Origin of the sequence: Pirellula sp. SH-Sr6A, from assembly GCF_001610875.1 — a bacterium.
Taxonomy (GTDB): domain Bacteria; phylum Planctomycetota; class Planctomycetia; order Pirellulales; family Pirellulaceae; genus JBKCUI01.
In genome coordinates, this window is sequence record NZ_CP011272.1 from 2,809,124 (window position 1) to 2,835,678 (window position 26,555).

Annotated in this window: 29 protein-coding genes and 1 pseudogene; 26 read left to right on the top strand and 4 right to left on the bottom strand. The window is 54.4% G+C overall.

Annotated features, from left to right (window positions below; genetic code table 11):
- Positions 1-957, top strand: coding sequence for an N-formylglutamate amidohydrolase (locus VN12_RS10995; protein WP_146676849.1), 957 nt, complete (start codon positions 1-3; stop codon positions 955-957).
- Between the two features lie 30 nt (positions 958-987).
- Here VN12_RS10995 and VN12_RS11000 read toward each other — a convergent pair whose 3' ends face one another.
- Positions 988-2,145, bottom strand: coding sequence for a glycosyltransferase family 61 protein (locus VN12_RS11000; RefSeq protein ID WP_168164334.1), 1,158 nt, complete (start codon positions 2,143-2,145; stop codon positions 988-990).
- A gap of 84 nt (positions 2,146-2,229) precedes the next feature.
- Positions 2,230-3,615, bottom strand: a complete 1,386-nt coding sequence (locus VN12_RS11005) for a tetratricopeptide repeat protein (RefSeq protein WP_146676851.1) — start codon at positions 3,613-3,615, stop codon at positions 2,230-2,232.
- A 191-nt stretch (positions 3,616-3,806) separates the two neighbouring features.
- On the opposite strand from VN12_RS11005, the gene VN12_RS11010 reads away from it, so the two are divergent.
- From VN12_RS11010 to VN12_RS11040, 7 genes are all read left to right on the top strand, one after another.
- A complete protein-coding gene (locus tag VN12_RS11010; protein WP_146676852.1) occupies positions 3,807-4,346 on the top strand; it encodes a SixA phosphatase family protein in 540 nt (179 codons plus the stop codon).
- 144 nt (positions 4,347-4,490) lie between these two features.
- The gene (locus VN12_RS11015) at positions 4,491-6,650 is read left to right on the top strand and encodes a redoxin family protein (RefSeq protein WP_146676854.1); all 2,160 of its coding nucleotides are present in this window, start codon (positions 4,491-4,493) and stop codon (positions 6,648-6,650) included.
- Between the two features lie 498 nt (positions 6,651-7,148).
- Complete coding sequence (locus VN12_RS11020; RefSeq protein ID WP_146676855.1) at positions 7,149-8,408, top strand: LL-diaminopimelate aminotransferase; 1,260 nt, start codon at positions 7,149-7,151, stop codon at positions 8,406-8,408.
- 16 nt (positions 8,409-8,424) lie between these two features.
- Positions 8,425-9,294, top strand: a complete 870-nt coding sequence (locus VN12_RS11025; protein ID WP_146676856.1) for a hypothetical protein — start codon at positions 8,425-8,427, stop codon at positions 9,292-9,294.
- Positions 9,295-9,359: 65 nt separating this feature from the next.
- Complete coding sequence (locus VN12_RS11030; protein ID WP_146679884.1) at positions 9,360-10,682, top strand: DUF1501 domain-containing protein; 1,323 nt, start codon at positions 9,360-9,362, stop codon at positions 10,680-10,682.
- 79 nt (positions 10,683-10,761) lie between these two features.
- Positions 10,762-11,025 (top strand): DUF4404 family protein, encoded by a 264-nt coding sequence (locus VN12_RS11035; RefSeq protein ID WP_146676857.1) that lies wholly within the window; start codon positions 10,762-10,764, stop codon positions 11,023-11,025.
- A gap of 290 nt (positions 11,026-11,315) precedes the next feature.
- The gene (locus tag VN12_RS11040) at positions 11,316-11,882 is read left to right on the top strand and encodes a four helix bundle suffix domain-containing protein (protein WP_146676858.1); all 567 of its coding nucleotides are present in this window, start codon (positions 11,316-11,318) and stop codon (positions 11,880-11,882) included.
- A 180-nt stretch (positions 11,883-12,062) separates the two neighbouring features.
- Here the strand turns inward: VN12_RS11040 and ltrA are convergent, their stop codons facing one another.
- Entirely contained in the window at positions 12,063-13,319 is a 1,257-nt protein-coding gene (gene ltrA / locus VN12_RS11045) for a group II intron reverse transcriptase/maturase (RefSeq protein ID WP_205855087.1), read from the bottom strand.
- A gap of 619 nt (positions 13,320-13,938) precedes the next feature.
- On the opposite strand from ltrA, the gene VN12_RS11050 reads away from it, so the two are divergent.
- From VN12_RS11050 to VN12_RS11090, 9 genes are all read left to right on the top strand, one after another.
- A complete protein-coding gene (locus VN12_RS11050) occupies positions 13,939-14,184 on the top strand; it encodes a hypothetical protein (RefSeq protein WP_146676859.1) in 246 nt (81 codons plus the stop codon).
- Between the two features lie 137 nt (positions 14,185-14,321).
- A complete protein-coding gene (locus tag VN12_RS11055; protein WP_146676861.1) occupies positions 14,322-15,146 on the top strand; it encodes a hypothetical protein in 825 nt (274 codons plus the stop codon).
- Between the two features lie 139 nt (positions 15,147-15,285).
- Complete coding sequence (locus VN12_RS11060) at positions 15,286-15,486, top strand: hypothetical protein (RefSeq protein WP_146676862.1); 201 nt, start codon at positions 15,286-15,288, stop codon at positions 15,484-15,486.
- A complete protein-coding gene (locus VN12_RS11065) occupies positions 15,473-15,691 on the top strand; it encodes a helix-turn-helix transcriptional regulator (protein ID WP_146676864.1) in 219 nt (72 codons plus the stop codon). The genes VN12_RS11060 and VN12_RS11065 overlap by 14 nt, the downstream gene beginning before the upstream one ends.
- Positions 15,688-16,254 carry a hypothetical protein gene (locus tag VN12_RS11070; protein WP_146676865.1) on the top strand — a complete coding sequence of 189 codons (567 nt, stop codon included), beginning with the start codon at positions 15,688-15,690 and terminating at the stop codon, positions 16,252-16,254. Before VN12_RS11065 ends, VN12_RS11070 begins: the two co-directional genes overlap by 4 nt.
- Positions 16,251-17,588: a DnaB-like helicase C-terminal domain-containing protein gene (locus tag VN12_RS11075; RefSeq protein ID WP_168164335.1), complete on the top strand. Its 1,338-nt coding sequence runs from the start codon at positions 16,251-16,253 to the stop codon at positions 17,586-17,588. The genes VN12_RS11070 and VN12_RS11075 overlap by 4 nt, the downstream gene beginning before the upstream one ends.
- Before the next feature lie 2 nt (positions 17,589-17,590).
- Positions 17,591-17,779 carry a hypothetical protein gene (locus tag VN12_RS11080; protein WP_146676867.1) on the top strand — a complete coding sequence of 63 codons (189 nt, stop codon included), beginning with the start codon at positions 17,591-17,593 and terminating at the stop codon, positions 17,777-17,779.
- Positions 17,772-18,095, top strand: a complete 324-nt coding sequence (locus VN12_RS11085; RefSeq protein ID WP_146676869.1) for a hypothetical protein — start codon at positions 17,772-17,774, stop codon at positions 18,093-18,095. Before VN12_RS11080 ends, VN12_RS11085 begins: the two co-directional genes overlap by 8 nt.
- Positions 18,096-18,100: 5 nt before the next feature.
- Positions 18,101-18,520 (top strand): helix-turn-helix domain-containing protein, encoded by a 420-nt coding sequence (locus VN12_RS11090; protein ID WP_168164336.1) that lies wholly within the window; start codon positions 18,101-18,103, stop codon positions 18,518-18,520.
- Positions 18,521-18,537: 17 nt separating this feature from the next.
- On the opposite strand, the gene VN12_RS25800 is transcribed toward VN12_RS11090, so the two are convergent.
- Positions 18,538-18,690, bottom strand: coding sequence for a hypothetical protein (locus VN12_RS25800; protein WP_168164337.1), 153 nt, complete (start codon positions 18,688-18,690; stop codon positions 18,538-18,540).
- Between VN12_RS25800 and VN12_RS11095 the strand changes: the two genes are divergently transcribed.
- From VN12_RS11095 to VN12_RS26810, 9 genes and pseudogenes are all read left to right on the top strand, one after another.
- Complete coding sequence (locus tag VN12_RS11095; RefSeq protein ID WP_146676872.1) at positions 18,690-19,862, top strand: hypothetical protein; 1,173 nt, start codon at positions 18,690-18,692, stop codon at positions 19,860-19,862. The genes VN12_RS25800 and VN12_RS11095 overlap by 1 nt on opposite strands.
- A gap of 34 nt (positions 19,863-19,896) precedes the next feature.
- The gene (locus VN12_RS11100) at positions 19,897-20,721 is read left to right on the top strand and encodes a hypothetical protein (protein WP_146676873.1); all 825 of its coding nucleotides are present in this window, start codon (positions 19,897-19,899) and stop codon (positions 20,719-20,721) included.
- A 29-nt stretch (positions 20,722-20,750) separates the two neighbouring features.
- Positions 20,751-21,431: a recombinase family protein gene (locus VN12_RS11105; protein ID WP_146676875.1), complete on the top strand. Its 681-nt coding sequence runs from the start codon at positions 20,751-20,753 to the stop codon at positions 21,429-21,431.
- 142 nt (positions 21,432-21,573) lie between these two features.
- On the top strand, positions 21,574-22,950 hold the full coding sequence (locus VN12_RS11110) for a hypothetical protein (RefSeq protein ID WP_146676877.1): 1,377 nt from the start codon (positions 21,574-21,576) through the stop codon (positions 22,948-22,950).
- 12 nt (positions 22,951-22,962) lie between these two features.
- Positions 22,963-24,681 (top strand): hypothetical protein, encoded by a 1,719-nt coding sequence (locus tag VN12_RS11115; protein WP_146676878.1) that lies wholly within the window; start codon positions 22,963-22,965, stop codon positions 24,679-24,681.
- A gap of 45 nt (positions 24,682-24,726) precedes the next feature.
- Positions 24,727-25,014 carry a helix-turn-helix transcriptional regulator gene (locus tag VN12_RS11120; protein WP_146676880.1) on the top strand — a complete coding sequence of 96 codons (288 nt, stop codon included), beginning with the start codon at positions 24,727-24,729 and terminating at the stop codon, positions 25,012-25,014.
- A gap of 143 nt (positions 25,015-25,157) precedes the next feature.
- Positions 25,158-25,481, top strand: a complete 324-nt coding sequence (locus tag VN12_RS11125; RefSeq protein WP_146676881.1) for a hypothetical protein — start codon at positions 25,158-25,160, stop codon at positions 25,479-25,481.
- Positions 25,481-25,951, top strand: coding sequence for a hypothetical protein (locus VN12_RS11130; protein ID WP_146676883.1), 471 nt, complete (start codon positions 25,481-25,483; stop codon positions 25,949-25,951). The genes VN12_RS11125 and VN12_RS11130 overlap by 1 nt, the downstream gene beginning before the upstream one ends.
- 209 nt (positions 25,952-26,160) lie before the next feature.
- A pseudogene (locus VN12_RS26810) lies at positions 26,161-26,508 on the top strand (phage integrase SAM-like domain-containing protein); the annotation flags it as partial.
- Between the last annotated feature and the right edge of the window lie 47 nt (positions 26,509-26,555).

Consider the following 26,555-nt stretch of genomic DNA (forward strand, 5'->3'; position numbering starts at 1 on the left):
ATGCGTAGCCAGAACCAGCCCCCGGCATACTTTTCGCCACGGTCGGGGAAGCCCTGGACCTACCCCCTTGTCTTGCTTTTTGCTCTTTGCGTTACGTCGAACTCGTTCGCCCAGAGCCAGCCACCTCCCGAGCCCACTCGCTCTGCTCCCGTCCCTAGTCCCACCCAAACAACCCCTGACCTCGAGAAACTGGTTCTGGTGGGTAAAGGGACTATTCCCATCCTCATTTCCGCGCCGCACGGTGGATCGCTTGGGTTCCCTGGCGTTGCCCCTCGCGAAGGGAAGGGACTTCAAACCGGCCCGAGCGGTTTTTTCGTCGGTCGCGATGGCGGAACCCAAGAATTAGCGATGGAGGTGGTCGAAGCCATTGCGGAAGAGTTTGGAGCGAAGCCTTACTTTGTTATCTCCGCCACCCATCGCAAGTACTTGGATCCGAATCGCCCTTCCTCGATCGCTTTCGAAAACGAGGCGATGCAATCGGTCTACAATCGCTATCACCATTCGATGGCGAGCTTCACCGAAGAAATACTCAACGAGCACCAGCAAGGTCTTCTGCTCGACCTACACGGCCAAGGTTCTCGCCGCGACACCGTCTTTCGAGGAACGAGTAATGGTAAGACCGTCACGCGATTGATTCGGGACTTCGGTCGATCCGCGCACGAAGGGAGCGACAGTTTCTTCGGCTTGTTAAAGTCCGCGGGCTGGATCGTTCACCCGGATCCATTCGAAGGAAAAGAGCAAGCTGGGTTTACGGGCGGCTACATCGTACAGACCTATGGAAGTCACCAAGCGGTAGGGATCGATGCGATGCAGCTTGAATTTGGAGCCGTTTACCGAACCAAAGAAAGCCGATCGAGAATCGCCTCCGAACTGGTAAAAGCCATCGCCCAATACAGCGAGCTCTATCTTCCCAAATGGAGTTCCAAACGAGCCCAACCCGCCCAAACGGGACGCTAGCCGTCTTGCCTCCCACGACGGGTCGACGCACTACGACTCCTGCAACGCACGGAACAAGTCGTTGCACCGCACGTGGATTTGCTGACGGTGCTTCGACTGGCTCGCGAGAACTAAGGAATGTCGCAGCCCGCGCATCCTGCTGATTCGTGGATAGAGGTCGTAGTTCTGCCTCGATGCAGGGAAGATCTCAACCACCTGGGTACCCGGCGAGGCGAAAATCAGGTGGGCGAGCGCCGCGCCGTGCAATGCGACGATCGAATCCGCGGCAGAGATCAGTTCGATTTGGGATTGGATGGGTAAAGCTTCGAAGTCGTAACATTCAAATCCTTCGGACCGCAATTGCGAATCGACCTCTTGCTCATTGATCAGATTCCGGTGCGCCGCCTTTCTTCTGCTGATGTAGATTTTCCTAGGCAGGGACTTCGTCGGTCTCCCGGTGAGTTGGATTCGGGCTGCGAATTCGCTTAGCAAATGCGAAGTCGGTTCGTTGCACCACAAAAGCTGATCCGGCTGGAGATGAAGGTGGCTGTGCGGTTGAATCCACTGCGAAGGCTTGGTCCCAAGGAGTTGAAGTATCTCCCGTTGGTAGGCGCTGCGATGATCAACAATATACGTCATCGCCTCCTCGTTCCCGAACTGCATTGCGGCCAAAGCGCGGGGAGCGACTTCGGTTAGCCAGTGAAAAAAATTGTGGCAGCTGCAGTTGTTCATCGAGATGGCGGAGCCGGGAACTCGTTGCGGTGTCGGAATAGATCGGCGCGCCGTGAGGTTTCCTCGCTGGCGATGGATCCAATGCCGAGGATCTAGCCTGGAGAAGGCTTTCACACCTTCGACGCCATATTTGCCCATGAACGCCGTGTCGCGGATAGCACGTTGATCCGATGAACGAAGGCATCCATTTCGACCCACGCAACCACCGCCTGGTAAGACATAGAGCGATTGCTCATGCTCCAGCACTCCCGGCACTTTCCACTCGTGCACGCCACCATCGAGAAAAACCTTAACGGTTGTTTCCGGTACCTCAGCAGCTTCAGCGAGCACGATTTTATTGCAGGCCTCTTCCAGCGTCGCAAAGGTTTTTGGAGCGGGCTCGCGAGGAAGCCACGGCATCAAGCTGGCAGCAGGGATCAGATACTTTTTGTGTCGAATCAAGCGATTGGCAAAATCGTTCGGATCGTACTCCTTCATGCCCATCCCCTGCAAAACAGGTCTACCGAAAGCGGCTCTACGGATTGAATTGTAATGACGAGTGGATTGCCCGAAGCATGAGCATCAGTTGACACGAGGTTTGGCAAACTCGCCTCGAAGAAATTCTGCGACTTCCTGCAAGACCGGGTTCCATTCGCCGATAGCTGTCTGTCGAAACACTCGAAGCGTTGGGTACCACGGAGAATCGGAGCGATACTGCAGCCAACGCCAATCGGGAGTGAATCCAAGCACCAAACAAGTTTTGATACCCATACCACCGGCCAGATGCGCGAGAGACGTATCACTGGTGACAACGTAGTCCAATGCGTGCAGGATGGCGGCGGTATCCATAAACGCACCGCTCGACTGATCCACTTCTTCAGGCATGCAATAGATGATTTTCTTGCCTTGCCAATGTTCGAGCTGTTCCGTCCCTTTGCCTTTCTGCAGGCTAATCAATTGCACGCCATCCAATTCAGCGAGACACTCCATCGATTTCAAAGGAAAAGATCGAAACATATCGGCTTGATGGTCAGGATTTCCTTGCCAGTTCAGTCCGATTCGAAACGGGGAAGGGGGGATTGCTCGCTGCAAACCGTTGGCCCAAAAGGAAATCAAGCTAGGTTTCGCGAATAGATACGGAACTTGCGAAGGAATGTTGCTGGCATCGATTCCGAGGATATCCGCCACGTCGATTAGAGAGCAGTGGTAATCGAACGGTGTTTCGACTTGTAATGAGTTGGGAACCAGTTCTCCGATCCCTTTGCATTGCTGAAGAATGGCTAAGAGTTGCGGTTGAATATGGAGGATGGTTCTCGCTCCTTTTTTGCTTAGTATCTCCGAGAACCGAACGAAGTGGAGTGTGTCCCCGAGGCCTTGCTCCGCGTAAAGGAGAATTGTTTTTCCTTCGAGAGACTCCCCGTTCCATTTCGGTTGTGGGTATCGGTGTTGGATCGCTTCCGCGCATTGCCAACGGTAGCGATACTCTTTCCAGCCTTCTCGGAAGTTTCCTTGCAAGAGATGAATTACACCGAGGTTGCGATGTAGTTCCGCATCATGCGGGTTGAGTTGCATGGCTTGATAGTAGTACTCAAACGCCAGATCGATTCGGCCAGTCCACGCGTGGAGAGTGCCTCGATTTCGCAGGGCATTGAAATATTGCGGCGACTGGTCCAATGCGTGTTGAAACGCCGCGTCCGCATCGGCAACTCGCCCGATGTACCGCAAGGAGTTCCCCATGTTGTTCCAAGCGATGGGGAAGTTGGGTTGCAATCGAATCGCATTTTCGTAAGCCTGGACCGCTTGTGCATAGCGACGGAGATCGTGCATGGCGATCCCCCAGTAGCACCACGCATTCGCGTGATTCGGCTCGTGTTGCAAAACATCGCGATAGATTTTTTCCGCCTGCGCCGCGTTCCCTTGTTGGTGAATTTTCCAAGCCTGTTGGAGCGTTTCTTCGGTGGAAGGCATAATCTAGGTGACAGAGTTCTAGGAAATAGAGGGATTGGGAATACTTCCCGGGCCGCGCCGAGTGCGGGGCAATCCGGATCCTACCCCCCCGATTCGAACGATTGCAAGACGGGTCAGGATGGAGCCCTATGTGCTAACATTCACGAAATCCATTTGTAGAAAGGCATCCCGTGCACCGACAATTGATATTAATGAGGCACGCCAAAAGCGACTGGAGCCAGCCAGGCCTCCACGACAAGGAGCGACCGCTCAATGCGAGGGGGAAGGATGCGGCCCCCCGGATGGCCCATTGGCTACGTGAATGGTTACATGCGGAGGATCGCCGCGTAGCCCGAATTCTTTCCAGCACTTCGGTGCGCACGCGAGAGACATTGGAAAGGATGCGTGAAGCCTGGGGTTTATCCAACGATTTGCCTAGCGATTTCCCTGGTGATGGGAGTGTCGAGTGGGTGGACGCCCTTTATCTCGCGGAGCCTCGTGTCATTTGGGACGCCATTCGCTCCGCCTTTCACAGCCACGCCGACGAGGAGAGTTTGCTGGTACTCGGGCACAATCCAGGCATGGAAATTTTGATGAGCGCCCTAGCCGGAAGCGACTTGGACGTCCCGACGGCCGCGATTGCTATCTTTGAATCCCGTCATGAGGGGGAGATAGGAGATTTGGTACCGGAGATCGAATCTGGGAATTGGCGGTTGCTGGCATTTCAAACACCTCGCAGCTTATCCCCTTGAATGGTCTTGGACTGGCTTGAACCCTTTTGCTAGACTCCGCGCGAGAAGCGATGACGCATTGGACGCGCGCGCCTTAGTCGATACCTCAATGCACGGTCTTTCGAGCTGCGTCGCGGCTCGCTGGACTGCTCTGGAGTCAATGGAATGAGTCAACAACCCAAAGTATGGTTAACCGGATGGATTCGCAGCAACTTGGCATGGAGCCGTTGGGCTTCGATTCCTGCCGCTGCAATCGTGCTGTCCGTCGCAGGTCCAACCGCTTCTGGAGTCGATGTCGACCCACAAGTTTCCAAGGCGTTGGGATACAAGCCACGCCAATCCAATGTGGTTTACGACCAAGTCGGCGAGAAGGAAGCCGAGAGCTGCACCAGCCGCTACGAATCCAAGAACGGCGTCGATGGCCTGACGGTGTTCGGCCCGAATGGTCAAATGCTTCGCCGATTCAACGACGCCAACGGGGACCGACAAGTCGATCAATGGTGCTACTTCAAGGATGGCATCGAGATCTATCGAGATATCGACAGCGACTTCAATGCCACGGCCGACCAATATCGATGGCTGGGGACGGGCGGAACGCGCTGGGGAATCGATAAAAACGAAGATGGAACCGTCGATACGTGGAAGATGATTTCGCCCGAAGAGGTGACGATCGAGCTGGTCGAAGCCATCAAAACGAAGGATGAAGACCGTTTTCGCCGCCTTCTCCCCTCCGAGCAAGAGATCAAGCAACTGGGGCTTGGCGACGAAAAGGCTAAGCAATTGGTGGAGCGAGTCCTCGCGGCCCGTACGGGATTCGCCGAATTCGCGCGTTCGCAAAAGCTAGTCCAATCCACAACGAAATGGGCTCACTTTGCCGCCGACAAGCCGGGCGTAGTACCAGCAGGTACTGATGGTGCAACCCAGGATGTTGTCGCTTACGAGAACGTCATTTCCATCATCGATAACGACGGGACCAGTCAGCAACTCATGGTCGGAACGTTGGTGCAACTCGGCGCAACGTGGAAACTGGCCGATCTTCCAAAATCGGTTAGCGACGGGGCTACGATTGCAGAGAGTGGATTCTTTTTCCCCTCGACGGTCGCAGCAGGTGGTCGACCGGTAACAACGCAGGAGGGGTCTAGCGGCATGACCGGAGAGATGCAGTCCCTCCTTTCCGATTTGGAGAAGATCGATACCCAAATCCGAGCTGCAGCTGGAGACAACAGCAAACTATCCCAACTGCACGACGAGCGAGCTCAAACCATGGTCCGCTTGATCAATGCATCGAAGGGGACATCCGAAATGGAACTGTGGGTACGGCAGTTTGTCGACTCGGTGAGTTCGGCGGCGATGCAAGGCGAGTATTCCGAAGGGCTGGAGCGATTGCAGTCGTTCGAAGCCCAGCTGCCGAACATTCCTGGTGGCAAGGACCTCATGCCTTACGTCGCTTACCGTGTTCTGACGACAGACTACCAAGTCAAGAGCTTGGGTGAGAACGTGAACTTTGCCAAGCTCCAAGGGGATCACATGGAGAACTTGGAAGCCTACGTCGAGAAGTACTCGGAGAGCCCGGACGCCGCGGATGCGATGATTCAAATCGCTCTCAATCACGAGTTAACCGGCGAGGAGAAAGAAGCCCAAGTTTGGTACAAGAAGGTAGCAGACGGGTTCCCTTCGACCAACGAAGGAAAGAAAGCATCCGGCGCCATCGCCCGTTTGAGCTTGGAGGGAAGAACCTTCAGTCTTTCCGGCAAGACGCTGGACGGCAAAACCTTTGACAGCAAGCAGTTCGCGGGAATGCCAGTCGTCATTCAGTACTGGGCGTCTTGGTGCGAGCCCTGTAAGCAGGACATGAAGAAGATTCGGGAAGAACTGGCAAAGAATCCCAAAGCCTTTGGGGTCGTTGGGGTGAACCTGGATTCCGATCGCGAGAAAGCGGCAACCTCCATTCCCGCCGGCTTTGCCCCATGGCCACATATCCACGAGGGAAGTGGTTTTGAGAGCGATCTCGCCGTTGGGCTTGGGGTACTGAGCGTCCCCGTTACGATTCTGGTCGATCGCAATGGTAAGGTCATCAAACGAGGGGCCCATTTCACGCAAGATATGGAGGATGCCCTCAAGGCCTTGACCGAAGGTGCTCCTGACGCTCGGGCAGCCAAGCTCCCTAGCCAGCAGCCCGCCCCCTCCGCCAATAAATCGAATGCAAAAACCCCTTCGGCTTCCCCGACAGGTCGCCCCGTCAACACGCCAGGTAACCGCCCTGCCAACGGAACCACCGGAGGACAACGCCCCCCCCAACGGCCAGGTTCACCATCTGGTAAGTAAATTTGGGGGTTGCCGAATCGTGCGGAGGTGGGTACGCTCTTCCCCTCCAATTTCAAGCAACGTAACAGAAACAACATTTTTTGGAGCTACTGCTCGTGGGTGTTAAGAAGACAGGACGCGGTCGACGAAAGATTGGTCGAAAGAAGAGACGGATGCGAGCGCGGATCCGTCACCGCAAGAAATAATTAGCTGGACAGCCACAGCTTTCTTCTTTGACACGATGCTGGGGATGCGCGTCTCCAGCATCGTTTCTTCGTAAGCGTTGCGCACTGCCAGCCGGTCGCGACCTACGAATCTTCGAATGCTGCGCCGCGTTGCTCTTCTTGGCCCAGCGCGTGAGCTCTTTTGTTGCAGCCAGTCGGCAGCTCTCTTGGTGCAACAAGTCCGTCAGCCCCTTTGACCGCTGCAATCGACAAATCGGGTTGATCACCTATGATGGAGGTGAATTCTATTGTTTCTCGATTTGTGACCCTGACTGACAACAGAGTGCACCCTCTTATGGCAACGATTTCTGAACCTATCGCTTCGGCAGATCCTTATTTTCAAGAGCTCTTCGCAGATCGCATTGGCGGCCTTTCCTACGGCAAAGGAAACGAGATCTACAAGTTTGAGAAAATCAAGCGTGCGAAACGGAAAGCGCTGGCGGACTACCCCAATCGCACGCTCCTCGACTTCGGGATCGGCGAGAACGATTCCATGGCCAACACCAAGGTACGCGAGCAGATGGCGGTCCAAATCAACCGTCCAGAAAACCGAGGCTACATGGACAACGGGACGGCCGATTTCAAGGAAGCCGTCGCTCGCTTCATGAAACGCCAGTTCGGGGTCGAACTCGATGCGGCCAGCCAAGTCAACCATTGCATCGGGAGCAAGACCGCTTTGTCGATGCTACCTGCCTGTTTCATCAATCCTGGCGACATCACCATGATGACCGTCCCGGGCTATCCGGTCGCAGGCACGCACACTCGCTATTATGGCGGCACGGTACACCGCCTCCCCCTTCTTCCCGAAAACCAGTTCTTCCCAGACTTCTCCCAAGTAACGGATGAAATTTGGGAAAAGACCAAGATGCTGGTGGTCAACTACCCCAACAGCCCGACGGGACAAGTCGCGACACGTGAGTTTTACGAACAAATCATCGAGTTGGCTCGCGAGAAGAAGTTCATCATCGTCCAGGACGCCGCCCACATCTTGCTGACGTTCCAAGGCGAACCGTTGAGCTTCCTCCAAATTCCAGGCGCGATGGACGTGGGGGTGGAAGTCCATTCGATGAGCAAAGGCTTTGATATGATCGGCTGGCGAATTGGGTGGGTTTGCGGAAACGCGAAGATCGTCCAGGCCTTTGCGGATGTCAAAGACAATTGCGACAGCGGTCAGTTCGGAGCGATCCAGCGCGCCGCGATCGCTGGCCTCGACTCCCCTGAAATTCCCGCTCAGATCAACGCGAAGTATCGCCGTCGTTTGAACAAACTGGTCGCATGCCTCCGCGAATGCGGATTCCAATGCGACGTACCTGGCGGAAGCTATTTCCTCTACACGAAGTCGCCAACCGGCGTCGCGGGCGGTCCATCGTTCGCCAATGCCGAGGAAGCATCGCAATACTTCATCACGCAGCACTCGATGGTCACCGTTCCGTGGGATGACGCCGGACCGCATTTGCGATTCTCGGTTACCTACGAAGCGGACAGCGAAGCCGCGGAAGATGCGATGATGGCGGAGACCAAAAAGCGATTGGGAACTCTCCAGTTTACGTTCTAGATCCGCAGCTCCGCGCATGACGTTGCAACCCGCACTTCAACCCATCGTCTGCTGCATCGGCAACCCCGTCGCTGGCAACCCAACGCAGTTCGTGATGTCGCGAGCTGCGAAGGACTGCGGACTGGACTGGCGATTCTTCACATCGCAAGTCGCCGAAGAGAGCTTCGACGCCGCAGTACGCGGAGTCCAAGCGCTCGGGATGCAAGGCTTGGTAGTACTGGAACCGTTCCAGTCGCTTATCATTCCCAAACTCGATACGGTCACGCAGTCCGCGCTTCGACTCCAACGAGTGACCGTGGCCCGATCCGATGGGAATTCTTGGCTGGGGGACAATCTCTTCCCAACCGCTATTTGGCAAGCCATCGACAACGCGGCTCCGAAACAACTGGATGCACCGATCCTGCCTGAAAAACGCGAGTTCGCGTCGGATTCGGTATCGGACGTCGAGGTGCCTGCTAAGATTGCGAGAACGCTGTTCGTCGGATCAGAATCTCTCTTCGACTCGCTGGTCATGTCGCGACCTCGACTGGAATGCGAGATGGAAAGGTGGATTCCCGGAACAAGTCTAAGCACCGATGAAAAGTTTGACTCGGAGGGAGCCGCAGCATGGTCGGCCGTCGTCTTTGAACGCGTCCCCGATTTAGCCACTTCCAAGGCTCTATTGGGTTTGAGTTGGGGGGATTCTCCTCGGATTGCCTGTTTGGACGCCTCCTTCTCTTCCGAAGGGCGAAAAGCGAGGGAGCAGTTCTTAAATCGTGGTTTTCTGGCTATCGAGCCAGTAGAATGGATGGTCTGCGAAGCGATGGCGAACTTCGCGTTTTGGACGGGAGTTACTCCCCCGGTTGACGGCATCCGTGAATCCCTTGAGGAATATTTGCAGTGGTGATCGTATCGAGACGTCAGTGGTTGCAGCGAGCTTCGAATGGCTTCGGTGCTATAGCCTTGGCGGCGATGCTTCAAAAGCATGGTTTATCATCGAGTCGCGGTAACCACCCGCTGCACCATCCCGCAAAAGCCAAGAGCATCATCTTTCTCTACATGGACGGTGGGCCTTCGCAGGTCGACACCTTCGATCCCAAGCCACTACTGACCGAACACCACGGAAAGAACCCCGCTGATTTCTTCAAGGTAGCACCGACCCAGTTCAACAACAATGGCACGGTTCTCGGAACTCCTTGGACCTTTCAGAAGCATGGCGAATCGGGCATCGAGGTCAGCTCGCTCTTTCCACACGTCGCCAAACAAGTGGACTCGCTAGCGGTCGTCCGATCGATGACTTCCCAGTTTCCCGAGCACACGTTCGCCAATTACTTCCTGCATACGGGAAGCGGCTTGCAAGGAAGACCGAGCATGGGAGCTTGGGTGACCTATGGGTTGGGCAGTGAGAACGAGAACCTTCCTGGATTCGTTGTCCTTAACGGCGGACTCACACCGCCCGGCGGCCTCGACTGCTTTGGCAACGGCTTCTTGGCGGCCACCTATCAAGGCTCGGTACTGCGTCCGAATGGCCAGAGCGTCGCGAACGTGACTCCGTTGGAGAAGTCGCCCGAGCGTCAGCGCAGGAAATTAGAGTTGCTGCAGACGCTCGACCACGAGACGCGAGACTTCTTTGGAAAGAGCGACCCGGTCGAATCCGCGATCGCCAATTATGAACTTGCATTTCGCATGCAGGCAGAAATCCCTAAGCTCTGTGATATTAGTCAAGAAACGGCTCACACCCAGCGCATGTATGGACTGGATGCCGAATACGAGCCCACTCGTATTTTCGGTCGAGAGTGCCTTCTCGCGAGAAGATTGGTGGAGCAAGGAGTTCGGTTTGTCGAGCTGACTTGTCCCAACGTCGGTCAAGACCGCTGGGATCAGCACAGCAAATTAAAAGAAGGGCATGAGTCCAACGCGCGAGCCGTCGATCAACCGATCGGTGCTCTTTTGCAAGACCTCCGAGACCGAGGCATGCTCGATTCCACCCTCGTGGTGTGGGCAGGCGAATTTGGACGAACTCCTTTTGCGCAAGGCGCCGATGGTCGCGACCATAACCCGTTTGGATTCACCATCTGGATGGCAGGTGGCGGGGTCAAGGGTGGTACGATCTACGGCGAAACCGACGAATGGGGTTACCACGCGATCCGTGACAAGTGCGAGATGCATGATCTCCACGCAACGATGCTTCATTTGCTGGGGATCGATCACACCAAGTCAACGTTTCGATTTGGCGGCCGCGACATGCGATTAACGGACGTTCACGGCAACGTCTTGCAAGGAATATTAGCTTAAACGGTCGTGGGATTCCGATTCCACCACACCAAGCACTGGATTCATCGGAACACATTCCCACGTGAGGGAGAGGAATAGTATGTCGAACGAATTGATTCAAACGCTGCAGCGTCTCCATGAACAGCTGCACACAAGTTCCGAGCTGGATAATGAGACACGGGAGTCGCTCAAGCGTATCGCGCAGGAGATTCAAGACTCCTTGGAAGCGAGCGGGGAAAACACGCTCGACAGCAGCCTCTCATCCCGCCTTCAGGCTTGGGTCGACGAGTTGGAGGTGAACCATCCGCAACTGACCAAGATTGTCTCGCAAGTCGTCGAACGACTGGCGGATATGGGCATCTAGCCCATCCGCAAGAGCTTCTCAAAAAGAGTGTCGCGAATCCGTTGTTGCAAAATCGTTTCCAACAAACTGACTCGTCTATCGGGCTTATCTTTGTTCGTTAGATATCAGCCCCGCTCGATGGGACTCATAGGACTCATAGGACCTATTGGCCTTATTGGTCTTATTGGTCCCATATGGCCTATGGGTCCTATAAGTCTTATATTAATCAGGTCTTTTCTCGAAAGCCGGCATGCCGGAACAATCGCCCCGCACTTGCCCGTAAAGTGCCACACCCGACCGTGAGATCAACCATGAACGGCTTCATTCCTGCCCACGGTGGGTACGAGGATCTACTGTCCTTCCGCAAGGCCCGCATCGTATACGACGGTACGGTCTTCTTCTGTGAAAGATTCCTTGACCGACGCGACCGCACCGTGGACCAGATGGTACAGGCCGCTCGATCTGGTAAACAGAATATCCTGGAAGGCTGCATGGCTAGCGCCACGTCGAAGGAAACGGAAATCAAACTGGTGAATGTGGCGCGCGCAAGTCTAGAAGAACTGCTCGAGGACTACCGAGATTTTCTACGCACCGGCAGCCACCCACTTTGGGCAAAGGATTCCCGCGAAGCAATGTTTGTTCGCAAACTGGGAGCTAAGAATGATGTGTCCTATGAGACCTTCAGGACCTATCTCGCCACCCGCACTCCTGAGATCGTGGCCAATATCCTGATCTGCCTGATACACCAAACCAACTACTTATTGGACCAACAATTGCGAGCGTTGGAAAAGGCCTTCCTTGCCGAAGGAGGCCTGCGCGAGCGCATGACCCGCGCCCGACTGGACGCCCGAAACAAACACCAGCGGGGAGGCTCATGAGCTCTCCAAATTCCTTACCGGCTGATCGGTAGTATTTATCCGGCCATCAGCCGGAACTCGCTAATGTCCGGTTTTGCAGCGATCTTCGCTGCTCGGCATCAAAATCGGGTAGGAGGCGGGATTACTCCCGCCGTCCTCCCACACCACCGTACGTACGGTTCCGTATACGGCGGTTCAGGTCTAACGACGATTCAGCTCAGTGCCTTTCTGGACGAGGCTTATCAGCCCAAGTTGCGTGAGGTGGCGAGTAGGCAGGGCCTGATTCATGTGGCTAGCGCCAGCATTCCACCAGGGGCCATGACCATTGCCAGCACAGACCCACGCTCGCACGCGGTCAATGCCAAGGCGAGTCAGTTCGCGGGCTCGTTTGGGCGGACGCTTCCATTGGCGCCAGTAGATGGCGCGTAACTTCCTGCGTAACCAGCTATCAAGTTCCTCGAACGTTTTCTTCACTTCACTCTTCCGGTAGTACGACACCCAACCGATCAGGACCGGCTGCAACTGAGCAAGCACCGTACGCACATTGCGACCTCGTGCCTTGCGGAGTTCCTCGCGTAGGCGACCCTTGAAGCGTTTGACCGATTCAGGAGACACCTTAAACTTCGGTTGGTGATGGTGCGTGAACGTATAGCCCAGGAACTTGCGGTTCCAGGGGCGGTCCACGGCACTCTTGGCTCGATTCACTGTCAGTCGCAGTTTCTCGCTCAGGAAGCGTTCGACACCATTAAGCACTCGCTCACCGGCGCGGTGACTGCGAACGTAAATGTTACAGTCATCAGCGTAGCGAACGAATTTGTGGCCTCGGCGTTCCAGCTCCTTGTCCAGCTCATCGAGCAGGACGTTGGACAGAAGCGGTGATAAGGGACCGCCTTGCGGCGTTCCCTCGCTGCGTGGACTCACGATGCCGCCTTCCATGATGCCAGCTTGCAGATACAAGCGGATCAGTTTCAGGATGCGTTTGTCTTGGATCTGACGTGCAAGGCGACTCATCAGGATGTCGTGATTGACGCGATCGAAGAACTTTTCCAAGTCCATGTCGACAACCCAGCGATGCCCTGAAGCAATGTGTTCCTTGGCACGATCCAACGCCTGATGCGTACTCCGGCCTGGGCGAAACCCAAAGCTAGAATCCGAAAACATTGGATCGTAGAGCCTCGTGAGCACTTGCAGTAAAGCTTGCTGGATCAAGCGATCTAGCACTGTCGGTATGCCCAGCATGCGCATCCCTTTGCCACCGGGTTTAGGTATTTCTACCTTTCGCACAGGGCTCGGACGATACGTTCCGCTGAACAGTTCTTCCCGGTGGCGTTCCCAATGCTCTCGGCAGTAGCCTGGCAGTTCATCGACGGTCACCCCATCAACGCCTGCGGCTCCTTTATTACCGACAACACGGCTCAACGCCTGCAACATATTGCTGCGGCTTAGCACCTCCTCCATCGTGACGGTGACTGAATGTTCAGTGTTCTCATTGCATGCCGGAAGTGTTTGACGCGCGTACGAATTACCCTCAGCGGTTCCGCCGCATACTCTTGTTCGCCGCTCAGGCTTCTCAGCCGTCATCTCTGCGTCTACCTCACATCACGAATACTTTGCACCAAACGGTTAAACTTGTTCGGCCCTTCGTCAGCTAAAGCCTCCGACTACTATGGCCTCTGCTGACTTCTACGGTGACATCGTAACCTCTTGCGAGGCAACTAGCTTTGCAGCATCCCCGTAGATCTCTCAGGGTAAGACGCGTAACTTTCCTCTCGTATATTCGCCGCATATACGCCGACTCGGTCCGAATGACATTGGGCTTTGAATCTTCGTGCCTTCTCGCCCACCGGGTCGTCGCCTCGTATACGGTTCGTGTACCTCGAACCGAGAGTTTGCCTGCTGCTTCCTTCAGATTCAGAGTTGCCCCTGACACCCTTGCAGTCGACTAGGAGTTCCTGTCATCAAGGCCTCCATCGGGACTTGCACCCGACAAGTTACTTCCTGGTTCACTTTCGCTTGCCAGTTGCGAGCGTCAGTCAATGACGCTCCGCGTCATGCCTGACGCACACGAAAAAAGCCAGTGAAAACACTGGCTCAGGAGGCGGAGGGCACGGGACTCGAACCATCTGTTCTTTCCCAGGCAATTTGCAACGCCGAGCGAATCATAGCACGAAAAACGGCACGCGCCGAAGCACTGCTCAAAAGCGCGGCAGTCGATGACGATCGATTTTGGACCATCGCCGAGCACTGGGAAGAGATCCCTTCCGATGCGATCGATCAGCTTTTGGAGACGATCGAGACTTTGGGGAATCCGATCGAATGCTAGTTCACTTTGCGGCCAGGATCCCCACACTTTGGCTTGGGGGTAGGCGAGTAGCTATCGCCGTCACTCTCTTGGTATGTGCTTTCAACCCTGGCGCGTTCCAAGAGGGTGGCCCCCTTTCTCTAACTAGGGTTGAGGCTATGAATCAAGATGCGTTGAATCTCGCGCTAGATGGCGTGGAGATGGGTTTTCGCGTGATAGCGGCCAAGCTGGACGATGCGGCCAAGAAGTTCAGTGATAAAGAGATTGCGGCCAAGCTGAGCTTCAACGTTCAGTTACGAGCGGGAGACTCGATAAGGCAAGCAAGGAAAACGGTAAGAGCAGCCGCAGGAATAGGTACCGCGGTCGCTGCCGCAGTGTATCAGGCATTTTCGATAGGCCTAGAAGATTTTTGCCCGTGGACCATTGGATATGTCAACGGCACCAATAACTTCCCTTGGAGTATCGCTCTTAACTATGACCCTCTAAGCATCGATGACGAAACAATCGATTCAACAATCGAATTTGCAACAGATCGAGACTTATCGTTTGCAGATTATGAGCGAAGGTACTTTGCTCCAATATCGGCCCACCATCAAGCGGTTGTGATGGCGCTGAAGGCGTTTGGTAAGCAAGAGACCGATTCTCCGCCCCCGCCCCTCGATCCACGACCGGGCGTCGAAGCGGCGAAATGGTGGGCAGAAAGAACCGAATCGCCAAAGCTCACTAATGCACAGAGGCACCTTGTTGAGTGCGTTCTTACTGGATACGCGAAGTTAAACAAGACAGGCGGAAAGCCAACAAGAGATGGTGTATCCCTGGAATACATCGAAACCGCTTGTCAATACACCAATAAGGCGGAAACGAGCTGCAAGCGGATGTGTGATCGAATCAACGAGAGAGTTAAAGAGGCCTTTGGCGATGGTGAATGTAATTGCTTTTTCAGGATCTACATGGATGGCGAATGGGTACTGATTGGCGAATAGTCGCGTCGTCAATTTTGGCCAGAAAATGACGGTAGATTGACGCCAAAACGCTTCATAGGATTCACGCATAGCAATGCAAAGGAATCGCATTGCGAGGACATTGGCACGATGCCACCCATAACCCAAGAGAGATTTCGCGATGCAAAACGCAGAAACAAAAAAGGGGGATCGGTTGCCGCCGATTCCCCCACTACCCCATAACGTGGGTAAGTCTATCACGATCGATCCGATATGTCATCGGCCGAGCGATCCGGTTGAGGTGTATTTGACCAAACGGCTCGCCTCTCTGGTCGTCGATCAAGTCTATCAAGCATCGGGGGCGAGTCATGTCCATAGCTAAGAGAATGCCCGCGATCGATGACCGCATGGCGCTAAGGCTCTCTGAGGCCGCTATGGCTCTCGGGATCTCACAGCGAACGCTCTGGGGACTTGTGAAGGCTGGCGAGATCAAGAGCTTCCGAGCATCAAAGAACATCCACCTAATCGAGACCGACGAGCTGCGGCGCTGGATGGCCCAGAAGACGGAAGAAGGGATCGGGAGATGATCTACAACGGCACGGAACGCGAAGAAAGCAAGATGTTTGCGCTTCGGTTTATCCGATGGGTAATCGAATCGGAGGCGACGGTCGCCCTAGGTCCCGATGCGTTCGCGTTGGTTGTCGCTGTCGTCGCGGCAGAGGATCGCGTAGGGTTTAATCACCCTCCAAACTACTACAACGAACAGATAGCCCGACACGCTGGAATAGGCTCTGTTCCGGCGCTGGTCAGGGCTCGCAATCGAGCTGTTGAGGTTGGACTGTTGACCTACGAGCCAGGCGCGAAGCGTAGGCCGGGGGTCTATTTTGTGTCAGGATTCCCTAACGATTTGTTAGAGAATAACCAAAAATACCCTAACGATTCGTTAGAGAAAGCGGAAGGAAAGCGAAAGGAATCCGAAAAGAAAGCGCGCCCCTCCCCTCCTGTATTTAAATATAGAAAGAAGAAGGACTCTTCTGGAGCAGCGGAAAGCGCATGCAATCGCCAACTGTCGGCCCAAATGTCCCCCGCCGAGCAGTGGGAGGCATTGCGAGCCCGGCGAGCCCAAGCGGCTGCGGAGGCACGCGCATGATTGCTCAAGGCAGTTCGACCGGATCGAAGGAGTTGGCCGTTCAGCGAGACTTGGACCAAGCTCGGGTTGAGTGTGAGAGGGCAATTATCGCTACTGGTTTCCTTCGGGAGGATCTTTTCCGAAGTGAATGCCTTCCGTTCCTTCGCGCCGATCACTTCGCAGATCCGTACCATCAGAAGATGTTTGCGATCATGGCCGCGATGTGCGGCGCTGGGATTCCGCTCAAAGCAAATGCGGTTCTAGTTGAACTCAAGTTGCAAAGTGAATTGCCTAGCCAAGACGAGATAGAACGGATCGTTAACAGCTTTGCGAGCCCCGGCACGGTTGGCTATTTTGTCGAGAGCCTGGTAAAGATCCACAGGCGAGAAACCATTGCGATGGCTGCGGAAGCATTGCTTGGAAACCTATCGAAGATGGGTACCGATGAGGCTTTGCAACGGTTCAGACTGGCAACCGAACACGCGGAGGGTGTATCGGTCAAGTGCGTCTCGCTTGCTGATGCGGCAAGAACTGCTATCGAGATTCATCGCGAAAAGATCCGATCGGGCAAGAGTCCATCGATTAGCACGGGAATCGCTTCACTGGACGACGCAACGGGCGGGTTGTTCCCGGGTCAGCTTTGGTTGCTGTCGGCGAAGAGCTTCATCGGAAAGACGTACTTTGCAAGTCAGATCGGTTTTCAGATTGCAAGTTCAGGTGAGCCGGTTCTGTTTTGCTGCATGGAGATGCGGGGCCATGAGCTAGCCGAGCGAGAGTTGAGCCGAAGAACCAACTTTATCCCAGTTCAGTTTGCGAGCAGTGAGTTCGATGAGACTGAGTTGAGCTACCTGGAAAACTTCGTTTCAAAAAAGTTCGATTCAGTCCCGTATTACCTGCTTTGCAATGGCAATGAAACAGCGGCGACGATCGCGGGGAAGGCTCGCTACTTGAAGGCGAAACATGGAATCAAGGTTCTCTTCGTCGATCACTTGCAGCGATTCACAGCGGACCCAAAAAGGGAATATCGATTTCAGTTGAAGGAGTGGACAAAGACCTTCAAGGACTTGGCGGTTGAGTTGGGTATCGCGGTTGTATTGCTGACGCAATTAAAGATAGCAGATGGTAGCAATCGAGAACCAACAACCGGCGACTATGCCGAGTCAAAGCAGATTTTCGAAGAGGCTGATGTTGCACTTTTGTTGCATCGCAACATGGTTGAGAAAGATAAGTACGAAGACGCGATGAAGGTAATCGTCGCAAAGTCTCGAAAGCTGAGTGCCGGAAGCTTCATGCTTGAATTTGACGGAAGGAAGTACATCGACCCGCAACCGCGATTAGCGAACTGGGAGGGATAGCAGTGCAATTCCAAATAACAGTCAGGGCTCTGGATTCTGCCCCCGGCGGTCCAGACCCCTTTCAAAGATTGCGATCGATCTTAAAGCGATTGCTTCGGATGTACGGCTATCGATGCGTGAGCATTCAACAAGTCGATGCACCAAAGAAGTCGGGAGCTGTTTTGGAAAATGAGGATGGGAAGCATGAGTAACGATGATCTCACGAAGCTCGAAGCGAAATCGAGATCCTTTCGACAAGCGGCCATCGCGATGAAGATCGAGAGGGAGCAGATTATCGAAGAGGCTTTAGCGGAGGAGGATCTAGGACTCGCGTTGTCGATGTACCGAAGGATTCTCGCCGAGGCCTTGCAGTCGCTCGCCAGCTTTGAGCAGGTACACAAGGCCAAGCGCCTAAGCTTGGCAGGCCCGATGGGTAACCACGAGAGGGCTAGCGAGAGGCTTGCGAAGCAATGCGTTCTCACGATGCGAGCCATTCGCGAAGCTTATCAAAGCCGGAAAGGTTGCTAGCTCTTATGAAGTTCACCAAAACGCAACTTGTGGACGCGCTGAGGAAGACCAAAGGCGTCTTCGCTGAGACCGCCAGGATCTTGAATGTTTCCAGGCAAGCGGTGTCAAAGCGAGTTCACGCGGACCCGAAGTTATTAGCGATCGCTGAGGGGTTCCGAGAAGAGCTGGTAGACGCTGCGGAAAAGACGCTACGTGAGAAGGTTGAGGCAGGAAGTCTCAAAGCATCGATCTTCACACTAACGACGCTCGGTCGATCGCGTGGTTATGGCAGGAAGCTTGAAGTCGAAGACAAAACGAAGAACCGGGGAACCATCGTTCTCATTCCTGAAGGCATGACCACAGAAGAAGCAGCCGCGCAGGTTCCACCGGGTTCGGGCGTGACATTTTACTTCCCAGACGATGGGCGAGAGGATCAAACATGTTGAGCAGTTTCATAAATGGATCACTTGTGGGCCTTGGAATATCCGCCGGGTTCTTTGTCGGGTGCTTGTTCTTTACGGCGTTCGCCAATGTGCTCGCTGAACGGATTCGAAAGAGCAAGAGGCGCAAGGTAAGCGAGAAGATCGAAGACTTGATTAAAGGGAAGGTTTTCCATTGAACCAGATCATTCAAAAGCCACGATTGCCCAAGGTGAGGGGCGAGGTTTCAAAGGTGTTGACGGGTACCTATGTCGCCCCGCCTCCCTTTCGAACCATCCGCGATCTTCCCCCATTCGATTTTCAAGCGATCCAAGCGATGTTGATGGATCCAGAAGTCAGGCTATGCCTGAAGATGCGAGCCGCTCCCATCAGTTCGATGGAGTTCGCGTACCGTGCCTACGATATGAATGGAAAGCAATTATGGAAGCCAGGCGTAGAGCATCGCAATCCTGTCATTGCCGATTGGTTACTCCGACAGTTCGAGACGATTTGGAGGAGCTACTTACCCGGGATCCTCACTTCGCAAATCTGGGGGTGGGCTGCGGGTGAGGTTCGACTGCGGTTGAGCGATGCGAACCTTATCGAAATCGAAGAGCTTCTCCCGAGGCACGCGATGGATTGTCGACTCATGGAAATCAAATCGACCGGGACGCCTTGGGGTATTCGCGTGAGTGGAGTTGAAGGTGGAGCCGTCCCGATCCCGTTTCCTTATTGCTACTTCGTTAGATTCCGACCCGAGGACGGCGAAAAGTATTCGAACTCCATCCTTCGTGGGGCGTTTTGCCCGTGGACGGAAAAGTGGTTACGAGGTGGGGCCCTCGATACCCGGCGATTGTTCATGCACAAAGACGCCTACGGGGGTAGGAGGGTCTTTTATCCTGAAGGGCAAGTATTCATCGACGGGCAAGAAAACCCGATCCCCGCCCGTGATGTTGCTATGCAGATCGCGGAACAATGCGTAAATGGCGGAGTGATAACCGCGCCCTCAACCGTCGATGAAAACGGAAAGCCTTTATGGAAGATCGAAGAGGCTTCGTTCCCGAGCAACGCGGACCATATCCTGCAATATCCAAAAGACCTCGACGCGGAGATTCGGCGCGGGCTCGAAATACCAGATGGCGCAATCAGTAACGACGGAGCGGGCGCATGGGAGGGAAAGTCCATCCCGCTTTCAGCGTTCTATGCGGGCCTCGATCTATGGGTAACCCAGATCCTAGCGGACCTGAGGCGCACGGTTGATGCGATAGCGGTTCTGAACTGGGGACGGATCCCCGAATACGAGATACGCCACAAACCGCTAGCGCTGCAGGCGATGGAAACACAGGGGGCGAAACGTCATGGGGCGTGAGCCAAAGGCTTATTTACCAACCAAGGGGGAAACGATGGCTAAGAACTTTGAACAACAAGCAGCACCGGAGCAAGTTATGGGCAATGAAGAGGGAATGATTATTATCGAAAGGCCAATCAGCACTGTCAAAATGGACATGCGAAAGATTCAGGCGAGGGCACTACCTGACGATAAGGGACTCGTGGTCGACATTTCTATGAAGATCAAGGGGGAAGGGAAGAACGATTACGACGCTAGGTCGCAAGCTAGGGAAGAAATCACTCAATCAGACGAGTTTCAAGCTTATATGAATCTAAAAGAAGTTTGCGAACGGCTTCTGGTTAAACACGATCAAGCAAGGCAGCGAGAAAACGACATCGAGTTACAAATCATAGCGACACAACGAAGCGGGGAGGACTCCGTCGAATTGATAGAGTCGAAGATTTCCGAGCTTGTTGCCGCCAAGGTCGCTGTTGGTACCGAAGCGCGGATTGCTTGGGACGAGTTGGTTGTCGCTCGAAACGCTTTTGATGAAGTTCGCAATCGTTTATTGATGAAGGCGGACAACATCGCAAGCAAAACTCGCTTGCGAGTCGCAAAGACGATCAAAAAAGACGCGGAGGATCTTCTCGAAGAGATTCGACAAGTCGTCGGAGATCAGCTTCTCAAGCTCGCGCAGTGCAACCACGCTCTATATCGAAATAGCGTTGGGACGCTGGATAGCAAGATGATTCTTCAGACATTCGGGGTTCAAACGGACATCCATCAGCGAGCTTTTAGTACGCAACTGACCGGTGGTGTACAAACGCCCCCGTCAAATAGCGGCGTCAACTACTTCGTGGGCCACCAAATGGTTTTCGATCGTTCGAACACCAACTAGGCCCAAGAGCACCGCAAAAGGGCGTCAGCATGAAAACCGCAATCGGATACTGTCGAGTCTCAACAGAGGACCAAGCAAGCGAAGGCGTAAGCCTGGAGGCCCAACGGGCCAAGATCGCGGCTTGGTGCTTGGCGAACGATGTGGAGCTACTCGACATCCAAACCGATGCGGGCCTTAGCGGTGGTCGATCCGATAACCGGCCAGGCCTTCAAGCTGCAATCGATCGCGCATGCAAAACGAAGGCCGTCTTGGTGGTCTATTCGCTCTCCCGTCTTGCCCGATCGACTCGGGACACCATCGACATTGGGGAGCGATTGGACAAAGCCGGAGCCGATTTGGTGAGCCTATCCGAGAAGATCGACACCACCACAGCGGCGGGAAAGATGATCTTTCGGATGCTCGCTGTTCTCGCTGAATTTGAACGCGATCAAGTCAGCGAGCGCACGAAGTTCGCACTCGCCCACAAACGGGCCAAGTCTCAACGGGTGGGAGCGATTCCCTACGGTTTCGATCTCGCCCCCGATGGCGAAACGCTTCTCCCCAACGAGCGGGAGCAAGAAACCATCGAAGTAATTCACGAGCTGAGGCGGCGCGGTATGTCGCTGAGGGCGATTGCCGAAGCACTTACCAACGACCAACGCACACCGAAGAAGGGAGCCCCACAGTGGACCCACACCACCATTGCCCGCATAGTGGCGAGAACCGCTTAGCGTATCTCTCCGATGACGAGCTTATCGAACGACTCCGCAGGGAAGCGAAGTTTGAAACCATACGGGCCAAGCAAACCTTGGCAGGATACTTGAAGGCGAGGGAACGCCAGGAACAACGACACAAAGGGAAAGGGCTCGGACAATGAGCGAAGCAGGAATAACAATCAGGCTGGTCGATGCGACCGAAGCGGAACAGGCCGCATTCAATCAACCGCCCCCGAACTTCAATGAGCCGAGCGCGAGCCCATCGAGTCCATCGAGCCCAACAGCAACGGATTCACCTTCAACAAGCTCGCCAACGACAGCAAGCCCAACGACTGCGGGCGGATCACCGATACCACCCGGCCAGGAAACCAACGCCCTTCGTGATTCGATCATGGCCTTGGTGGATCGGTTCGCCCCCGATGCGTTCCGCGATCCGATCGAGCGGCTTATCAATGCCCTCACTCTCCGAGGTAACGACCGAGGGACACAGCAGGCTGATACAACGATTGCCCCGCCGATCTCGACCGAACAGGCTCGGAACATTGCCCCAGTTTCCCAGGTGCTACCGACACCGGCCCGAGAAGAACCACAACCAACAACAGCAGCGCCCCCAACAGCATTTCAAAGAGGACTTGCGAGGGCTCGGGGAGCAGCGGAGCGGATTATCCGAAGAGTGCCCGGAGGATCTCGAGCGCTCGAGGTAGCTTCCCGGGCCAGTCGATTCACACAGCGAGCCGTGAGAGCTGCGGGGAGAACTCGCGTTGGTCGAAGCATCGGGCGAGCAGCTTCATCGATCGCATCGAGGGTATCGCCGAGGTTCGCACAGGCAGTAGCGGCCCGAGGTGTTGCAGCAGCGGCAGCGAGCGCAACAGGTGCAGCGGCGACCGGAGCGGGAACGGCGGCCGCAGGTGGAGCAGCAGCAGCAGGAGCGGCGATTGTTCCAGCCGTTGGCGCAGTGGTCGCAGCATTTGCAGTAGCAGGGCTCGCCGTGAAGACATTCGCGGACACGTTGGGCAATGAGGCCGACCGACTTGAGGAATATTCGGGGGCGATTATGAATGCCCGTCTTCGAGATCAAGTCAACACCGAAATGAACATGAGAGATAGAGCTGGTCGCATTGGAGACTCTCTCGCAAGCTTCGAGGAAGCGAAGTCAAACATCAACAACGAGATGCAACAGATTTGGACTGAGATTCTTGAATACTTAGTTACATTCGAGCCCATGCTCTCAACAATGACCAACTACGCAGCCCTAGGGCTCGCCGAGAGGCGAGAAACGGTCGCTGTTGAGGACTCGGAACAGAAGCGAATTGCAATGGTGCAAGCGCTCGCTAACAACAATCCAGCCGACGACAAAGCGGCCATTAGTGCGTTCGTTGCTTCTCAAAACAAGATCAACGACATCATGGATAGGCAGAGGAAGATCCTCGACGCGATCGAGGGCAAAGCAACGAAATCAAACGATCTAAGCATTCTCGATGCAGTTATGGCGATCGAGTTGGATACTAAAGGCCGAGTCATCAAGAAAAAGTAAGGATCTTCAAAGATGGGTTTATCGGTTATCACCTACAACGGCTTCACGTTCCCGGATCGAAGCAACATCACGATTGATGAACAGTTCGTCTATGATGAAGCGGACTGGACTGTTACAGCTACGCGATTTCGTTTGAAAGTTCAGACTATCATTATCAACGAAGAGAACTCGCAAGGATATGAGTTCAATTCAGCGAAACAACCCGATGAGCAATGGCAGATTGCGGATAGGTTCGCAGCGCCTACCATGCAGCGAGCCAGGCAGTCGCTTAGCAAGCCTGGGCAGATTCTCGAAATTCGTCACGACGGCTTCTCGCCTCACTGGTACATCAATGATTCTCTTCAAGGGATCAGAGACATTTCATGGGGACCCAAACCGAGGTTTATTCGTTGGGTTCCGGTAGGGCATACGCACGCGGTTGAGGTGGAATGGGAATGTGACTTCGAAATTCCGATTTGCGATGGACTCGGAGAATCTCCAGCATTTCGCGGGCTCGCAAGCCATAACTATTCCATCAACTTCAAATACGACAGCCGCGGATACACTACACGAACGATCAGCGGTAGTTTGTCGGTCGCAATGACTCGGGTTCAAGGTCAGCGAACCTTACCTGATACGGTTGACCTCTACCGAAATCGCATTGCCCACACCAAACCGGACAACTTCACCCGGGAAGTTGATTGGAGTATTTCAGCAGACAAGCGGACGGCTAACTACACCATTACGGATAAAGAGATTGCCAGCCCCAACGCGTGGCCTGCGGGCGTTGTCGATATTCGTGCAATGCATCGTGTTCGCCGAGAAGTGAAATCGTTGGGCAAGATCGAAAACACGCTTAACGTCTCCATCGAGCTTTCACCTACAGAGCACAAGTCACGAGCTTGGATGATCTTTCGTGGACTCGTGGACAAGAGACAACAGTACATTTTGAACAAGCGAGATCTATTCCTCAAAGAGCTTGAAATCGATGATGACATTTTCTCCAACAGGATAGGCTTCTACATCAGTTATCATTTTCTGTCAGGGGCGGAAGATGGCTCTTCAATGATCTCCGAGTCGGGAGTATTCCAGCCAGTCTCCGATAATCTTGATAGCTGGAGAGCTTGGGATCAAAGCATCAAGCATTTGACGCCACTTCGCGGCATCGGTTTCGACTATGCGAAGTCGGGGCTAGGCCATCAGGTTGAGGGTGAGCGGATCACAGATCTTTGCAATCAAGTAACGAATGTTCCGATTCCCTACGGGATCACACCAACGCCTTATGTCGCTCCATCGCCAGCACTGGTAAACGAAAAGCCACTCCCGAGCAAAAGCTACTTGAAGTATCAAGCTGCAATTCAATACGAAACGGACGAGCCCGCTTATGTGTCGGTTGAGCTTCGGGGCAAGGACTTGCAATACAACTTGGTTTCGAGCGATGTACCCAGCGCAAACCTTCCACAACCAGCGCCCGAGGGAGCGGCCAAGAGGTGGATCGAAGAACGAGCGGGGAGCCAAATGGTAACCGTCATCGGGCACGCTGAGCGAGTTGGTTATCAGGTTCCCCACCCTGGGAAAATCAAGATCGGTGGGGTTCTGTACCGCCCCATCGGAAAGGGCGCTTTCATCACTCGCAAGATTGGAGATTACTTCGGGCAACCAGTGTTCGAAGCGGCATGGAAGCAACGCTATCAACTCGCTGGACCGCTTTTGAGGATCGACGACGGAGACGAAGAAGCCGGGGCTAACTGACTTGGGTACTTTTGACTAGAATTGACACTTCACCGACTGAACCAAATGACCACAGCAACGAGAAGACCGCCCCAACAAATGGGAAGACCCGCTAAGGAAATCGATCAATCCACCTACTCGGGGCGCTTCGCTGTTCGATTGCGAACGCTGCGCGAGAAGGCTGGGCTAACGATCGATGACGTAGCGGAGCGAATCACACAGACGGGATACCAATGCACTTCGAGAACCGTCTATCGATGGGAGGATGGTTCAAGATTCCCGTCGGTCGATATGCTGCCAGAGATCGCTAAAGCTCTTGGCGAGTCGATTCGAAATCTTTTCCCTGCCTCTTGAATCCGTATTGACCAGATTGGTCAGACGGGGTAAGCTTGGTTGTGTTGGTTGCTATTCTGTTTTGCAACCGATGAAATAAAGCGGCCCCCGCGATGCGCCAACATCCGAGGGCCTGGTTCCAAACTATTTGGGAGTTCAGAACGATGGTTATGCTAACCGAAGGTGCGCAAAAATCTACCTCAGACAATGGCGCTGCCCGCCTCCGCATGACGGAGAGGATCTTACACACGCTGGAATGTATCGCCTCAAAGCGATTTGGGTGCTCGCTCAACGACATCCGGCTTGATCTTATCGAGACATCGGGCGATTGGTGCGAGAGGACCATCTACCGGGATGTGTCGATGCTGGAGGTGCTCGGATTCGTTGATAAATTCCAAGATCCAAACACGGGACGTTACCGATACGTCTTGAATGATCGAAAGTCGCTTTCGAAGCTCTTCTCCTCGATCAATGGAGGGGCTCAATAATGCGAGCGAACAAAGCCGAAAAGGTGGACGTTTTGTTGTTGGTAGCGGCCACAAACAAAGTGTATTTGATCGAGCCACGAACAAGCATTGGAAGGGCGAAACAGCTTGCCGATTTCATGCAGGGCAAAGGCCTCTTCCCGCTGTTTTGGGATCCCGATCGCGAATACCCCGATCACTGGGATTGCGAGGGTGGCGCGTTCGATTTGCTGATGGTGAATCACAATGAACCCGGCAATGGCTTGATGATCTTTCGGGCTGGCATCGACTGGCGCGAGCTGTCTAAGCGATCGATGTGCATGGCGAAGATCGGCGGCGCTGCCTTTCCGTGGCCCGCCTACGTTCCCTATCCAGATCACTGGAAGTTTTACTTCCTAAACGGCGATGACGACCGGATCGAGATGACCGGCCCAGTTGCCCGAGAGTGGTTTATTGCCAGCAACGTGAAAACCTCGAGCGCCCTCAATAACTGAAAGGTTCTAGCATGGCTTCCATTGGTAACGATGCAGACGGCAAGAAGCGCGTCTTGTTTTACTCCCCAGACGGAACGCGCAAAACGCTTTGGCTTGGCAAGTGCAGCAAGCGAGACGCGGAGGCCGTCAAGTTTCGCGTTGAATCGATCCTGTCGAGCCTGGTAACCACCGGGGAGCTATCGCGTGATGATTCGATATGGGTCTCCTCGATGCCCGAGAAGCTTCGAAAGAAGTTCGAAAACGTCGGGCTGTTGGAGAAGGCCGAAGAGAAGAAGGGAGTTCCAACACTCGCCAGCTTCCTCGATGACTACATGAAGCGAATGAGTGGGGCCAGGAAGCCGGGGACGCTGGAGGTATGGCGCCAGGTTGTGGGCAATCTCAAAAAGTGGATGCCCGACGGGATTCACCTCGATGAGATCACAGCCGGGCACGCCAAGGACTTCCACGAATCACTCAAAGCGCACGGGATGGCAACGACCACGATACATAAGCGAATCGGATTCGCTCGCCAGTTCTTCGAGGATGCGATCGATCGGGAGTTGATCGGGCGAAACCCATTCGCCAAGATTCGGACTTCGGCCAGTTCGGTTAAATCCAACGTCTT